Raw genomic sequence first — 13,519 nt, forward strand, 5'->3', positions numbered from 1 at the left:
ATGAACACGCAGGACATCCGCACGATAGGCATCCTGGGCGCCGGAAAGGTGGGCACCGTGGTGGGCCGGCTGGCAGTTTCGGCGGGCTTTCACGTGCTGATCGCCGGCTCCGGGGCGCCCGAGGACATCGCGCTGACCGTCGAGATCCTCACGCCCGGCGCGAGCGCGGTCACCGCGACGGAGGCGGCGGCCCGGGCCGATGTCGCGATCCTGGCCCTGCCCCTGGGCAGGTACCGCGGCATCCCGGTCGACGCGCTGCACGGCAGACTGGTCGTCGACGCGATGAACTACTGGTGGGAGGTCGACGGTGTACGCGACGACCTGACCGACCCGCGCACCTCCACCAGCGAGATCGTCCAGGCGTTCCTCCCGGGCTCCCGCGTGGTCAAGGCGTTCAACCACATGGGCTGCCACGACCTGGAGGAGGAGGCGCGGCCCGCGGGGGCGCCCGGCCGCAAGGCCATCGGCATCGCCGGCGACAGCCCGGCGGACCGGGCCGCGACCGCACACCTCGTCAACGCTCTCGGCTTCGACCCCGTCATCGTCGGCCCGCTCGCGGACGGCGTACGACTCGAACCTGGGACCGAACCCTTCGGGGCCGACGTCAGCGCCGACGAGCTGCGGGCCATGCTGGACCGCTTCCCCTCCTCGGAGCGCGGCCGGGCGGTCCTCCGGGCCCGCGCGTCCGCCACGGCCCGGCCCGCCGACGCCGCGTAGGGGCCGCCTGTGCCGAGGTCTCGGCAGGGGGACGGGACCCGGCCCGAAGGAACCGGTTCCCGATCCGAAGTAGCCCGGCCCGCCGGGGACCTGCCGAAGCCTCGGGATCAGGCCGGCCTCGCGGGCGATCCGGGCCGTCTCCGCGACGGCGTGGTGACGAGGGCCGGTGGCACACGCCACCCACCAGCGCCGCCCTGGTCGCGGCCGTTGAGGACCACCGCCGTACCACCGGCGCGAGCCTGCTCGCGGTCGGCCACGACCGCACCCTCCTACAGCGCTGGTGCGACCGCACGGTCCACTGGGACGGCACAGGGAAAGACGTATCGGCCCGATGACCCGGACCGTCACCGCGCCACCGCGCGCCACGGGCCGCCGGTGAGGACGACGGATTCCGTCACCCTGCGCCAGCGCCTGGCCCTGTCGGCCTCCTCGCCTGTGCGGGCCTCACCAGGACCAGTGCCGTCGACGAGCACGCCCCGAGGACAAGATCAAGATCACCGAGCCTCGGTGGGCGGCGCCTTCGGCGACATACGGCGGATTTGTCTGCCCCGTTCGGGCACCTCCTCGACTGCTTGCCGCGCAGCAGGTCACCGCCACTACGAGGACCTGTTCGAGCCCTGCGTCCGCCGGCAGACGGTAGCCAACACCTGATTCGGCTGCCGAGACAGCGAGTCGTGTCCTATTTCTACGAATCGGTCTCGATCCGGGCCGCCGCTTGGGCGCCGAGGGCGGTGCGGCAATCATGGGGCCATGCACCGGCCGCCGCTCCGCCTCCACGCTCCCGAGTGGTTCACAGTCGACGAGTCGACCCTCAATGTCGCGTTCGTGTATCCGATGCAGGGGCCTGCCGGGATCTTCGGCCCCACCTGCGAGGCATGCGCGCGGCTGGCCGCCGAGGAGATCAACAAGGCGGGCGGTGTGCTCGGCAAGGAACTGCGACTGCTGGAGGTGGACGGCGGCGCGGATCCCTGGCGGGTCGCGGACGAGGTCGAGGCCCTGGTGGCGACGGGTGCGGTGCAGGGCGTCACCGGCTGGCACATCTCCTCGGTGCGGCAGGCGGTGGCTCCGCGGATCGCGCACCGTGTGCCGTACGTCTACACAGCTCTGTACGAAGGCGGCGAGCGTACCGAGGGTGTCTTCATGACCAGCGAGACCCCCGCCTGGCAGCTGCTGCCCGCGATGCGGCTGCTCGCCGAGGCGCGGGGCGTGCGCCGCTGGTTCGTCGTCGGCAACAACTACGTCTGGCCCCGGCGCACCGCCCGGGCCACCCGCCGTTACGCGCGCGACTGCCGGGGCCGGGTCTGCGGCGAGGCGTACCTTCCGTTGGGCACCGACGACTTCACCGACGTCCTGCGGCGCATCGAACGGGCCGACGCCGACGGCGTGCTGATGCTCCTGGTGGGCAGCGACGCGGTCCGCTTCAACCGGGCCTTCACCGCTGCCGGACTCGACCAACGGTGCCTGCGGCTGAGCACGCTCATGGACGAGAGCATGCTGCTGGGCAGCGGCCCCGAGGCAACCGCCGACCTCTACAGCACGGCCGGGTTCTTCGCCTCACTGGCGGATCAGAACACGATGGACTTCCACGGCCGGTACGCCGGCCGCTACGGGGTGGACGCTCCGGTGCCCGGCAGCCTGGGCGAGTCCTGCTACGAGGGTGTGCTGCTGCTCGCGGCGCTCGTCGAACGGGCCCGCAGCCTGGATATGTCCGCCATCGCAGCGGCCGCCGAGAATGTCGCGTACGAAGGTCCGCGCGGCCTGCTGAGTCTGGACGGCCGGCATGTGCGCCAGCGCATCTACCTGGCGCAGGCGGACGGGCTCGACTTCAACGTGCTCGCCCAACTGCGCGCTCCGCACGAGCTGTTGTGACGCTGCCGTCGCCTTCCAGTGTCCCGGCCAGCTGATCGAGCAGGGTCTTCAGCTGCTCGCCTTCGTCCTGCCCGGGCGGGGGCTTCAACTCACCCCAGTCGTCTCGGACCGCGCGGGACAGCCGCTGCGAGCGCTGCATGCCCCGTGGGGTGAGCTGGGCCAGGATGCGGCGACGGTCAGCGGGGTCGACGCGGCGGAAGACCAGGTTCTCGTCGACGAGTTGGTCGATCAGCTTCGTCAGGGTCGGTGCCGGCAGGAAGGCGTGGTCGGCGAGGGCCGTCATGTTGTGGCCCGCGCCGTCGGAGAGCAGGTCGAGTACCCGCCACGCCTCGATGGAGCAGTCGAACTCGTCGAGCACCGACTGGACTCGGCGCACCGAGAGGCGCTCGGCCCGTGTCAGCAGGTGGAGCAGTTCCTGGGGCTGCCTCGCCATTGCACTCCTCGGCTCGCATCCGCACGGTCCCCGCCGCGGGGATGCCGTGAGCCTACCGTCGATCACCTCACTCTTGACAGAAAATTCCCCGAATCTGATCCTTTCTGATGGAAGCAATAAATGCCGTTGCTGAGATGCCGTCAACCGTGCGTCTTCAGTGACGGCTTTTCTCTTTCTTGGCCCACGGCAATACTTCCGCTGGAAACTGTTCTTCAATTGCGCCGAAACGCGGTTGAAACAGTTCCGCCGCAGGCTGTGGACGCACTTCAGCGACCAGCCCGGAGGTCACCCCGGAACGGCTGGGGGACTCGTGCGCCAACGCCGCCGTCTCTGAAGCGCGTCCCGTCCACTCCTTCCATCCCTTCCCCAGCGTCTTCCGCTCACTTCGCACCGCCCTTCGGGGCAAGGAGGTTTTGCATGTCCGGGCTCAGCATCAGCAGACGCGGTCTCCTGGCAGGCGTATCCGCCCTCGGCGCATCGGCCGCCCTCAGTGCGTGCGGCGCCAAGACCGGCAGTGACACGTCGTCAGGCGCCGGCGCCAAGGCGGACACCTCAGGCGACACCGTCAAGGTGGGTCTGCTGAACTCCCTCTCGGGCACCATGGCCATCAGCGAGGTGACCGTCCACAACGCGCTGCTGCTCGCGGTCAAGGAGATCAACGCCGCCGGCGGCGTGCTCGGCAAGAAGCTCAAGCCCATCAGCCAGGACGGCGCCTCCGACTGGCCCACCTTCGCCGAGAAGGCGCAGACCCTGATCACCGACGACAAGGTCGTCGCCACCTTCGGCTGCTGGACCTCCGCCAGCCGCAAGGCCGTCAAGCCGGTCTTCGAGCGCAGCAAGTCGCTGCTGTTCTACCCCGTGCAGTACGAGGGGCTGGAGCAGTCCCCGTACATCTTCTACACCGGCGCGACCACCAACCAGCAGATCGTGCCCGCGCTGGACTACCTCAAAAAGCAGGGCCTGACCAAGCTCTACCTGGTCGGCAGCGACTACGTCTTCCCGCGCACCGCCAACAAGGAGATCAGGGCGTACGCGAAGGCCAACGGCATGGACGTGGTCGGCGAGGACTACGCGCCGCTGGGCTCCACGGAGTTCAGCACCATCGTCAACAAGGTCAAGGACGCCGGCGCGGACGCCGTGTTCAACACCCTCAACGGCGACAGCAACGTGGCCTTCTTCAAGGAGTACAAGTCCGCCGGGCTGACCGCGAAGAGCCTGCCGGTGCTGTCGGTCTCCATCGCCGAGGAAGAGGTCAAGAGCATCGGCACCCAGTACCTGGAGGGCCAGCTGACGGCCTGGAACTACTACCAGACCACTCCGGGCGCGGCGAACGAGAAGTTCGTGAAGGCGTACCAGGCCGCGTACGGCAAGGACAAGCCGACGTCCGACCCGATGGAGGCCGCCTACATCTCGGTCTACCTGTGGAAGGAGATGGTCGAGAAGGCCGGTTCCTTCGACGTGGCGAAGGTGAAGGCCGCCTCCGACGGCATCACCTTCGACGCCCCCGAGGGCAAGGTCACCGTCGACGGCGCGACCCAGCACGTCTACAAGACGGCCCGGATCGGCAAGGTCGGCTCGGACGGCCTCATCGAGGAGGTCTGGAACTCGGGCAAGCCGATCAAGCCGGACCCGTACCTGAAGGGCTACTCCTGGGCCTCCGGTCTTTCTTGAGCCCAGTCCTCTCGTGGTGGGACCCGGCCTCGTCGCGAGGCCGGGTCACGCCCTCGGAAAGCCCGCACCTTTCGCCCCCGACCCGGAGCCGCTTCATGACGGTCATCCTCAACCAGTCCTTCACCGGCATCAGCATCGGCGCCGTGCTCCTGCTCATCGCGCTCGGCCTGACCCTGACCTTCGGGCAGATGGGCGTGATCAACATGGCGCACGGCGAGTTCATCATGACCGGCGCCTACACCACCTACGTGCTGCAGAAGTCCATCAGCAGCGCCGGCCTCTCCCTGCTCGTCGCCCTGCCGCTGGCATTCCTCGTCGCCGGCGCCATGGGAGCTCTGCTGGAGTGGCTGCTCATCCGGCGCCTGTACACCCGGCCGCTGGACACCCTGCTGGTCACCTGGGGCGTCTCCCTGATGCTCCAGCAGCTCGCCCGTGACATCTTCGGCGCCCCCAACGTGCAGACGCACGCCCCCGACCTGCTGATCGGCAACGTCTCGGTCGCGGGCGTCACGCTCGCCAACAACCGGCTGTTCATCCTCGGCCTCGCCCTGCTGTGCGTCCTCGGCCTCACGCTGATCCTGCGGCTGACGTCCCTCGGGCGCCGCATCCGGGCCGTCGTGCAGAACAGGGACCTGGCCGAGGTGTCGGGCATCGCCACCGAGAGGGTGGACCGTACGACGTTCTTCATCGGCTCGGGTCTGGCGGGTGTGGCCGGCGTCGCGCTGACCCTGGTCGGCCCGATCGGCCCGACGATGGGCACCAACTACATCGTCGATGCCTTCCTGGTCGTGGTCGTCGGCGGCATCGGCCAGCTCAAGGGCAGCGTCATCACGGCGTTCGGACTCGGCGTACTGCAGTCGGTGCTGGAGTACTCGAGCACCGTGAGCGTCGCGAAGGTCGTCGTGCTCGTGGCGATCGTCGCCTTCCTGCAGTGGCGGCCCCAGGGCCTCTACACATTGCGCACCCGGAGCCTGGCATGACGACAACGACTTCCCCGACCAAGACGACGTCCGTGGCGCAGCCGTCGGTGTCCCTGCTGGAACGCTTCCGCGTGCCCGGCGCCTTCCTCCTCGGCGCCGTGCTACTGCTCGGCATCGCCCCGCTCGTCCTCTCCGACTTCCGCCTCAACCTCCTGACCAAGTACCTGTGCTACGCGATCGTGGCCGTCGGCGTCAGTCTTGCCTGGGGCCGCGGCGGGCTGCTCGTCCTCGGCCAGGGCGTCTTCTTCGGCCTCGGCGGCTACGCCATGGCCATGCACCTCAAGCTCGCCGACGCCGCCGACACCGGCCAGACGCTGCCCGACTTCATGCAGCTGTACGGCACCTCGGACGCGCTGCCCTGGTGGTGGAAACCCTTCGCCAACCCGGCCTTCGCGCTCGCCGCGACCGTGCTGCTGCCCATGGCGGTCGCCGCGCTGCTCGGCTTCCTCGTCTTCCGCCGCCGGGTGAAGGGCGCCTACTTCGCGATCCTCAGCCAGGCGCTGGCCGCCGCGCTGTCCATCTGGCTGATCGGCCAGCAGGCCACCACGGGCGGCACCAACGGACTGACCGACATCCAGGGCTTCTTCGGCTACTCGCTCAACGACCCGGTCAACCAGCGGATGGTGTACTTCATCATTGCCGCCGTGCTGCTGTTGCTGATGGCCGCCGCCCGCCAGCTGTTCGTCAGCCGCTACGGCGAACTCCTCGTCGCCGTACGGGACTCCGAGGAACGGGTCCGCTTCCTCGGCTACAACCCGGCCAACGTCAAGCTGGTCGCGTACGTCGTCGCGGCCGGCATGGCGGGCCTGGCAGGCGCGCTGTTCGTCCCGGCCGTCGGCATCATCTCCCCGGCCTTGATCGGAATCGTCCCGTCCATCGGCTTCGTCGTCGGCGCGGCCGTCGGCGGACGGGCCAGCCTGGTGGGCGCTGTTCTCGGCGCGATCGCGGTGGCCTGGGCGCAGAGCACGCTCTCCGACGCCTTCCCCGCCGCGTGGACGTACCTCCAGGGCCTGCTCTTGGTCCTGGCGGTCGGCTTCCTGCCCGGCGGCCTTGCCTCCCTGGTGACCCTCCTGCGCAACCGTCGCACCCAGACCCGCACGACTCCCACAGCTTCCACGGCTCCTACAGGAGAGACAGCATGAGCGGCCCGGGACTGATCGTCCGCGACCTGCGGGTGACGTTCGACGGCTTCAAGGCCGTCGACGGCGTGGACCTGGACATCCGCCCCGGCGACCTGCGCTTCCTCATCGGCCCCAACGGCGCCGGAAAGACCACCCTCGTCGACGCGGTCACCGGCCTGGTGAAGGCGACCGGGTCGGTCCGCTTCGGCGGCGAGGAACTCCTCGGCAAACCCGTGCACCGCATCGCCCGCATGGGCATCGGCCGTACCTTCCAGACGGCCACGGTCTTCGAGGAATTGACCGTCCTGCAGAACCTCGACATCGCGGCGGGCGCCGGGCGCGGTCCGCTGACGATGCTCCGGCGCCGCAAGGGCACCCCCGAGCCGGTGACGAAGGCGCTGGAGACGACCGGCCTGACCGACCTCCGTGACCGCCCGGCGGGTGTGCTGGCCCACGGCGAGAAGCAGTGGCTGGAGATCGGCATGCTGCTCGTGCAGGACGTGAAGCTGCTCCTGCTCGACGAGCCCGTCGCCGGCATGAGCCACGATGAACGCGAGGCCACCGGCGAACTCCTGCAACGGGTCAGTGGTGACCACACGGTCGTCGTCATCGAGCACGACATGGACTTCATGCGCTCCTTCGCCCGCAGCGTCACCGTCCTGCACGCCGGCAAGATCCTCAGCGAGGGCACGGTCACCGAGGTCCAGGCCGACGCCAAGGTCCAGGAGGTCTACCTCGGCCGCGCCTCCGAACCCGAGCCCGCTGCTATTCCTGTCGCCGAGGAGGCGTGACGCCCATGCTGGAGATCAACACCATCCGAGCGGGCTACGACCGCACCACCGTGCTGCACGGAGTGACCGTCGCGGTGCCCAAGGACGGCGTCGCGGCCGTCCTCGGCCACAACGGTGCAGGCAAGAGCACCCTGCTGCGGGCGGCCATGGGGTTGATCAAGCCGACTGGCGGGACGATCCTGCTGCACGGCGAGGACATCACCCGCCTCGCTCCGCACCAGCGGGTCGCCCGCGGTATGGCGTACGTCCCCCAGGGCCAGCAGTCCTTTCCGCACCTCACCACCGCCGAGAACCTCCAACTCGTCGCCGACGGACGCCCCGACGGCAAGGAGGCCATCGCCGAGGCACTGGACCTCTTCCCGGTCCTGCGGGAGCTGTCCGGCCGCCGCGCAGGGCTCCTCTCCGGCGGCCAGCGCCAGCAACTCGCCATCGCCCGCGCTCTGATCACCCGGCCCAGGCTCCTCCTCCTCGACGAACCGACCGAGGGCATCCAGCCCTCCGTCGTCGCCGAGATCGAGGAGACGATCCTTGCCCTCACCCGGCGAGGCGGGCTGTCCGTCCTCCTCGTCGAACAGCACGTCGGCTTCGCCATGCGGGCCGCCCAGCAGTACTACGTACTGGAAGCGGGACGCGTCACCTCCTCCGGAGCGGGAGGCACCGAGTCCGAGCAGACCGTACGAGCAGCGCTCAGCGTGTGACGGAAGGGGTAGGCGCCACCGAGTGCCTGCCCCGCTCACTACCTGACCTCCCCGCGGTAACGCCGACGCGCGTCAGGCCAGGGCCATGCACCGCATGCGTTCGCCTCGCGCTTTCACGAGACGGGCTGTCCAGCTGGTGATCAAGAAAGCGGAAAGCGCCTCTGCCGAGTAGCCGAGGGGATTTCACCCCTCGGCCCTCACAGAGCCTCTTTCATCCTGAATAGTTGCAGGTCAGTATTGATCAGAAACTCATGGGGTTCTCGTCCAGGACGTAGCGGACGTGCGAGCCGCCGAAGTAGCCGGACGCCCGCGTGGCGCAGGGAGTACGGCACGTCAGCCAGCAGCGAGGCTGCCTCGGACTCCGTGAGCACCGCGAGCCGGGCCGCCTTCCACACCTCTCCGTACTCCTTGGACAGGAGGTGGCCGCCCTGTGCGGCACGGAACAGTCGGCCATCCTCGGCGGTGCCGAACTCCTTGATGTGCTCGCGGACCAGGCGCACCAGGACGGGTGGGATCGGAACCGGCCGGGTCGCCTTACGGGCCCGCTTCTTCAGGCCGCGCGTATCGAACGACTCGCCTGTGTCGGTCCAGCCGGAGCCGACTCGGGGCATGCTCGTCGACAACAGGACTTCGCCCCAGCATTCTTCGGGAAGAGTGAAGTCGTCCTCAGGAGGCTGGCGGCCTCCCCGGGGCGGTTGGCCGCGTACTAGAGGCAGCCGAAGAACGCCATCAGGTGTCGTCCGCGTGCGCCCTGCTCACCGACGGCGTCAATGAGCGACTTCGCCAGCTTTGGCCCGGGGACGAACCGGAAGTCGATCTCGTCGTCAGTGAGCCCTTTCCAACTTGTGGCAGCAGCGAGCCAGTTGGGATGACAACGTGGTGAAGCCCCTGGTAGATGGGTTTTCGACCAAGAGAACCGTCTCCACCAGAGGCTTCGCATGCTTGTCTACCCTTCGGGCGTCGACGTGTCCAGCTCTGCCCTGCGCTTTCTGTCCGCCCGTCTGCGGCAGCACCGTCGCGCGATCGGCTCCCGCTGGAGGCGTCTGAACCCCGGCCGCCAGGCCCTGCTCGCACTCGCCCACCTGCGGATGGGAAACACGTATGCCCAGCTCGCGGCCGGATTCGGTATCGGAACCACGACCGCCTACCGGTATGCCACCGAGGCTGTCGAACTCCTGGCAGGCCTCGCGCCCACCCTGGCCGACGCGATCCGGGTCGCGTCGACGAAGGCGTTCGTGATCCTCGACGGCACACTCCTGCCGACCGACCGCATCGCCGCGGACCGGCCCTTCTACTCCGGGAAACACAAGAAACACGGGATGAACCTGCAGGTCCTCACGGATCCCTTCGGCCGGCTGCTGTGGGCCTCGCCGGCCCTGCCCGGCGCCGTCCACGATGTCCGCGCGGCCCGCGAGCACGGCATCGTCGACGCCCTTGCCGCAGCCGACATCAAGTGCTGGGCGGACAAGGCATATCGGGGTGCCAGCGGGACCGTTCGCACCCCCTACTGGGGCCGCTGGGAAACCCTTTCCACCGGTCAGCAGGCCGTCAACCGGTCCCACGCGAAGATTCGCGCACTCGTCGAGCAGGCCATGGCCACCCTCAAATCCTGGCGGCTCCTCCGCAAGCTCCGGTGCTCGACCGCCCGCGTCACCAGCCTCGTCCGGGCCGTCCTCGCCCTGCATCTGGCCAGCTCAGAGTGAGGATGGAAAAGGCTCAGTCTCGGGCGGGGTCCAGTCGACCTTGTCCAGGGGCAGAGCCGTCAGCAGCTCCCTTTCCACGGCGTACCGGAGACCGTTGCTGAAGACCGTCCGCTTGCGGTTCACCGTGTTCTCGGCAGCGGCGGTGCCGTCCTGCTTCAGCTTGGGCGCGTCGAGCGCCGTGCGCACCACCGAGCCCTGCCTTGCCTGAGTCCCCTCGGGACGGCTGCTGCGCGTTCGGCCCTTGCTGCCTCGAGTGCGGCTCTTGACCCTCACGTGGCGTCAGACTGCATAGTCGGTGCCGTGGAGGATCACTGGACCGTGGGACGCGTGGCCGGGCTGGCCGGCGTGAGCGTCCGCACACTGCATCACTACGACGAGATCGGGCTCGTTCGGCCGTCGGCGCGGACCGCGGCCGGGTACCGGGCCTATTCAGCGGGCGACGTGGAGCGGCTGCGGGAGGTACTGGCCTATCGGCGACTGGGCTTCGGGCTGCGCGAGGTTGCGGCACTGGTCGGCGACCCGTCCGCCGACGCGGTCGCGCACCTGCGCCGACTGCGCGGCCTGCTGCTTGAACGGCGCGATCGCGCCGACGCGATGGTGACGGCCATCGATACGGAAATCGAGGCACGGGCAAAAGGACTGAGGGTGACACCGGAGGAGCAACTGGAGATGCTCGGCGCACGGCTGTACGACGCGATCGGCAACGCGTACACCGCGACACGGCGTACCGACCCGCGGATCGCCGCGCAGATCTGGGACGCGCTGGGCGACGCGCAGACGGTGCTGAACGTCGGGGCCGGCACCGGCTCCTACGAGCCTGCTGATCGGGACGTGACCGCGGTGGAGCCATCGGCGGTGATGCGTGAGCAGCGGCCTGCCCGCGCGGCGCTGTGCGTGGCCGCCGCCGCGGAGCGTCTGCCGTTCGAGGATCAGTCCTTCGACGTCGCGATGGCCGTCTCAACTGTTCACCACTGGGGTGACCCGATGGCGGGGCTGCGCGAAATGCGGCGCGTGGCCCGCCGCGCGGTGGTACTCACGTTCGACACCGACGAGCCAGGATGGCAGGACCGGTTCTGGCTCACCCGCGACTATCTGCCCGAGTTCACCACCGTCCTTGCTGAATTCCCTTCACTTGCCGGGATGGCCGACGCGATCGGCGCCCGCGCTGAACCGGTACCCATCCCGTGGGACTGCATCGACGGCCTGTTCGAGGCGTACTGGCGTCGGCCGGAGGCGTATCTGCAGGATCACGTGCGCCGTGCGATGTCCGTGTGGACGAGGGTCGGGCCGGAGGCCGAGCAGCGGGCGGTGCGAAGCCTGAGCGACGACCTCCGCTCCGGCCGGTGGGCCAATCGCAACAGCGACCTCGCCGACCTCGACACGGCGGACCTCGGCCTCCGCCTGCTCATATCGGGACCAAACGCCAATCCCGGTCATTGAACTGGTGCCTTGGGCGCGGCTCAGGGAGTGTGCGGACGGCGTCTGCACGGCGACCAGGTCAACTGCTGTGATCCGGTCGGCGCCCTCTGCCGATCGCCCCCACGGGCCAAATGCTCGAATCAGCTGCCGGTGAGGGCGCCGCGCCCGGTGTCCGACGCGTCGGTGTACGGGTTCGGCCACTCTGGCGAGGGGCGAGGCCGACTCCTCCTGCGCGAGGGCGCGCTCGTACAGGAGCTCGCCTGTCATCCCGGGAAGGAAGCAGCCGGCGGGCCAGCTCCTCTGGCACGGGGGCGGGTCGATGACCACCAACCGCGCCCCGTCCACGGCCGGGATGTCCGTGGGTTTGCCTTCGTTCCACACCCACTCTGCTTCGGTGCGCTGACGAGATTGAAGGAGCCACAGGTCGCCACCATCCCGGACTGGTCGCGGCAACAGACGACGGCTTCGGGCGTCGAGGCCTCGCCCTCGACGAGGCCCCTGCGATCAGAGCGTCGCCAAGGAGGGTGTGCAGTTGGAAGTTGTCGCCGATGCCGGACAAGCGCAGCACGAACCCGGCGCCGCTCAACCGTTCGAACGCGATCAGCGGCTCAACACCGGCTGCTCCCGGCGGACCTCGGCCGGTGTGAAGGATTCGCCGGGCCCCGGTCAGTCCCAGAGGGAGATCGCCAGGACCAGGGCGGCGACCGGGAGCAGCAGCCACGGCTCTGCCAGGACCAGGAGGCCGATGGAGATCAGGGCCAAGTACGCCAGTGCCTTGGCGGTGCGCCGCCGGGCTTTGCCCTGCTTCTTCGGGCCCTTGTCGTGCGGCGCCGCCGCTGCGGCGAGGGGCGCATCGAGGACGCCGGTGCCGGCGGCAGTGCCCGCGGCGGTACCGGTTGCGGTTGTCGCGGTGCCGGCTGCGCTTGCGGTGTTCGTGTCTTCGTTCGTCATGGGATTCAGCCTCGTCGTGGCAGCACCGTCCTCGCGTCGGCGATCGCCGCCTATCTGGGTGATGACCACCGACGCGTACGCAGTACCGGTGCGGCGAGAGTCGGCCCTTGGACACGGTCTTGGATCGGACGGAGATCATCTTGTGGGTACGACGTGCGGACGGCCGCTGGTCGGACAGGACGGTCTGGGTGGTGGTGCTCGACGGGGAGGCGTACGTCCGCTCGGCGTTCGGGCGACGCAGTGCCTGGTACCGCCAGGTTCTGCGGCACGCGGAGGTCGAGGTGGAGGTGGCCGGGGCCCAGCTGACCGCCACCCTCCGGCCCGCGGAGGACCCCGAGCTCGTCCGACGCGTCTCCGACGCCTACCGGGCCAAGTACGGGCTGAACTGGCTTGGCCCCGTGGACTCGATGAACGCGCCCGAGGCCGCGGCCACCACCATGCGGCTGACTGATGTCGGGCAGGTCGCGCAACTGCCTGCGTGACGTGAGCTGGAGCTTGCGGAAGATGTTGCGCAGGTGCGCGTCGACGGTCCGCGGGCTGAGGAACAGCTTTGCCGCCACCTCCTTGGAGGTGGCGCCGTCGGCGACCAGGCGTGCGATGTGCACCTCCTGCATCGTCAGCTGGTCCGACGCCTTGGCGGTCCGGCTCCGGGCCTGTTCGCCCGTGGCCCGCAGCTCGCCGGCGGCGCGCCATCATGAAGCCCAGTGACGGCCGCTTGGCCCACACCTCCTCGTCGGCGTCGGCGAGGACCGGTCGCAGCATGTCCCCCGCCACCGGATGCCCGTCACCGACCAGACTGATCATGCCGGTCAGGACCGCCGCCGCGCCGGATGCGGCTCGTCCGCCGGCGGGGCCTTCCGTGCGGCCTCCACCACCTGGTCGAGGCCGCCGAGCAGCAGGCCCATCTCGATGGCGTCCAGACAGCACTCCCGTGACCAGGCGGGGTCGGCGGCCGCCAGGTGTCCGGCGGCACGCAGGAGGTACGCAGTGGGGCCGTCCTCTCCCCGTCGGCGGACGAACGACAACCTGCCGCGGAGCAGGTCGGCCCTGGTGGCCTGGCGCGGATCGTCGGTCACCGCTGTGGTGAGCAGGTCGGCTGCGGTGTCGTAGTCGCCCACCGAGAGCTTGGCCCGGACTGCGGCGAGGACCCGCTCGGTGCGTCGGTC

The 13,519-nt window shown here is 69.4% G+C and carries 15 protein-coding genes and 2 pseudogenes; 11 read left to right on the forward strand and 6 right to left on the reverse strand.

Features of this window, described 5'->3' with window-relative positions; genetic code table 11:
• From QRN89_RS00475 to QRN89_RS00485, 3 genes and pseudogenes are all read left to right on the forward strand, one after another.
• Positions 1-717 (forward strand): NADPH-dependent F420 reductase, encoded by a 717-nt coding sequence (locus tag QRN89_RS00475; RefSeq protein ID WP_290347341.1) that lies wholly within the window; start codon positions 1-3, stop codon positions 715-717.
• Positions 718-899: 182 nt separating this feature from the next.
• A pseudogene (locus tag QRN89_RS00480) lies at positions 900-1,052 on the forward strand (ABC transporter ATP-binding protein); the annotation flags it as partial.
• A 415-nt stretch (positions 1,053-1,467) separates the two neighbouring features.
• Positions 1,468-2,586 carry a substrate-binding domain-containing protein gene (locus QRN89_RS00485; RefSeq protein WP_290347342.1) on the forward strand — a complete coding sequence of 373 codons (1,119 nt, stop codon included), beginning with the start codon at positions 1,468-1,470 and terminating at the stop codon, positions 2,584-2,586.
• On the opposite strand, the gene QRN89_RS00490 is transcribed toward QRN89_RS00485, so the two are convergent.
• The gene (locus tag QRN89_RS00490) at positions 2,543-3,019 is read right to left on the reverse strand and encodes a MarR family winged helix-turn-helix transcriptional regulator (RefSeq protein ID WP_290347343.1); all 477 of its coding nucleotides are present in this window, start codon (positions 3,017-3,019) and stop codon (positions 2,543-2,545) included. The two genes, QRN89_RS00485 and QRN89_RS00490, sit on opposite strands and share 44 nt — an antisense overlap.
• A gap of 417 nt (positions 3,020-3,436) precedes the next feature.
• On the opposite strand from QRN89_RS00490, the gene urtA reads away from it, so the two are divergent.
• From urtA to urtE, 5 genes are all read left to right on the forward strand, one after another.
• A complete protein-coding gene (gene urtA / locus QRN89_RS00495; protein WP_093660606.1) occupies positions 3,437-4,690 on the forward strand; it encodes an urea ABC transporter substrate-binding protein in 1,254 nt (417 codons plus the stop codon).
• Positions 4,691-4,785: 95 nt separating this feature from the next.
• Positions 4,786-5,670, forward strand: a complete 885-nt coding sequence (urtB, locus tag QRN89_RS00500; RefSeq protein WP_290347344.1) for an urea ABC transporter permease subunit UrtB — start codon at positions 4,786-4,788, stop codon at positions 5,668-5,670.
• Entirely contained in the window at positions 5,667-6,812 is a 1,146-nt protein-coding gene (urtC, locus tag QRN89_RS00505; protein WP_290347345.1) for an urea ABC transporter permease subunit UrtC, read from the forward strand. Before urtB ends, urtC begins: the two co-directional genes overlap by 4 nt.
• Positions 6,809-7,582, forward strand: coding sequence for an urea ABC transporter ATP-binding protein UrtD (gene urtD / locus QRN89_RS00510; RefSeq protein ID WP_290347346.1), 774 nt, complete (start codon positions 6,809-6,811; stop codon positions 7,580-7,582). The genes urtC and urtD overlap by 4 nt, the downstream gene beginning before the upstream one ends.
• Positions 7,583-7,587: 5 nt before the next feature.
• Complete coding sequence (gene urtE, locus QRN89_RS00515; protein WP_290347347.1) at positions 7,588-8,280, forward strand: urea ABC transporter ATP-binding subunit UrtE; 693 nt, start codon at positions 7,588-7,590, stop codon at positions 8,278-8,280.
• A gap of 197 nt (positions 8,281-8,477) precedes the next feature.
• Here the strand turns inward: urtE and QRN89_RS00520 are convergent, their stop codons facing one another.
• On the reverse strand, positions 8,478-8,903 hold the full coding sequence (locus tag QRN89_RS00520) for a site-specific integrase (protein WP_290347348.1): 426 nt from the start codon (positions 8,901-8,903) through the stop codon (positions 8,478-8,480).
• A gap of 315 nt (positions 8,904-9,218) precedes the next feature.
• On the opposite strand from QRN89_RS00520, the gene QRN89_RS00525 reads away from it, so the two are divergent.
• Entirely contained in the window at positions 9,219-9,983 is a 765-nt protein-coding gene (locus tag QRN89_RS00525; protein ID WP_093654803.1) for a transposase family protein, read from the forward strand.
• On the opposite strand, the gene QRN89_RS00530 is transcribed toward QRN89_RS00525, so the two are convergent.
• Positions 9,975-10,172, reverse strand: coding sequence for a hypothetical protein (locus QRN89_RS00530; RefSeq protein WP_290347349.1), 198 nt, complete (start codon positions 10,170-10,172; stop codon positions 9,975-9,977). The two genes, QRN89_RS00525 and QRN89_RS00530, sit on opposite strands and share 9 nt — an antisense overlap.
• Positions 10,173-10,301: 129 nt before the next feature.
• On the opposite strand from QRN89_RS00530, the gene QRN89_RS00535 reads away from it, so the two are divergent.
• Positions 10,302-11,423 (forward strand): MerR family transcriptional regulator, encoded by a 1,122-nt coding sequence (locus QRN89_RS00535; protein ID WP_290353525.1) that lies wholly within the window; start codon positions 10,302-10,304, stop codon positions 11,421-11,423.
• Between the two features lie 645 nt (positions 11,424-12,068).
• On the opposite strand, the gene QRN89_RS00540 is transcribed toward QRN89_RS00535, so the two are convergent.
• On the reverse strand, positions 12,069-12,353 hold the full coding sequence (locus QRN89_RS00540) for a hypothetical protein (RefSeq protein WP_290347350.1): 285 nt from the start codon (positions 12,351-12,353) through the stop codon (positions 12,069-12,071).
• Between the two features lie 119 nt (positions 12,354-12,472).
• Here QRN89_RS00540 and QRN89_RS00545 point away from each other — a divergent pair, with 119 nt between their 5' ends.
• Positions 12,473-12,835 carry a DUF2255 family protein gene (locus QRN89_RS00545; RefSeq protein WP_290353526.1) on the forward strand — a complete coding sequence of 121 codons (363 nt, stop codon included), beginning with the start codon at positions 12,473-12,475 and terminating at the stop codon, positions 12,833-12,835.
• Here QRN89_RS00545 and QRN89_RS35530 read toward each other — a convergent pair.
• Positions 12,809-13,042: pseudogene (locus QRN89_RS35530) on the reverse strand (helix-turn-helix domain-containing protein); the annotation flags it as partial. The gene QRN89_RS00545 and the pseudogene QRN89_RS35530 sit on opposite strands and share 27 nt — an antisense overlap.
• A gap of 120 nt (positions 13,043-13,162) precedes the next feature.
• Positions 13,163-13,471, reverse strand: a complete 309-nt coding sequence (locus QRN89_RS00555) for a hypothetical protein (protein WP_290347351.1) — start codon at positions 13,469-13,471, stop codon at positions 13,163-13,165.
• Between the last annotated feature and the right edge of the window lie 48 nt (positions 13,472-13,519).

This window comes from Streptomyces sp. HUAS CB01, assembly GCF_030406905.1.
GTDB classification, from domain to species: Bacteria; Actinomycetota; Actinomycetes; order Streptomycetales; family Streptomycetaceae; genus Streptomyces; species Streptomyces chengbuensis.

Excerpts from the sequence above, each read along its gene's own strand:
- QRN89_RS00485 (WP_290347342.1), top strand. The coding sequence starts at position 1,468 with ATGCACCGGCCGCCGCTCCGCCTCCACGCTCCCGAGTGGTTCACAGTC.
- urtA (WP_093660606.1), top strand. The coding sequence starts at position 3,437 with ATGTCCGGGCTCAGCATCAGCAGACGCGGTCTCCTGGCAGGCGTATCC.
- QRN89_RS00490 (WP_290347343.1), bottom strand. The coding sequence starts at position 3,019 with ATGGCGAGGCAGCCCCAGGAACTGCTCCACCTGCTGACACGGGCCGAG.
- urtE (WP_290347347.1), top strand. The coding sequence starts at position 7,588 with ATGCTGGAGATCAACACCATCCGAGCGGGCTACGACCGCACCACCGTG.
- urtD (WP_290347346.1), top strand. The coding sequence starts at position 6,809 with ATGAGCGGCCCGGGACTGATCGTCCGCGACCTGCGGGTGACGTTCGAC.
- urtB (WP_290347344.1), top strand. The coding sequence starts at position 4,786 with ATGACGGTCATCCTCAACCAGTCCTTCACCGGCATCAGCATCGGCGCC.
- urtC (WP_290347345.1), top strand. The coding sequence starts at position 5,667 with ATGACGACAACGACTTCCCCGACCAAGACGACGTCCGTGGCGCAGCCG.
- QRN89_RS00525 (WP_093654803.1), top strand. The coding sequence starts at position 9,219 with ATGCTTGTCTACCCTTCGGGCGTCGACGTGTCCAGCTCTGCCCTGCGC.
- QRN89_RS00540 (WP_290347350.1), bottom strand. The coding sequence starts at position 12,353 with ATGACGAACGAAGACACGAACACCGCAAGCGCAGCCGGCACCGCGACA.
- QRN89_RS00475 (WP_290347341.1), top strand. The coding sequence starts at position 1 with ATGAACACGCAGGACATCCGCACGATAGGCATCCTGGGCGCCGGAAAG.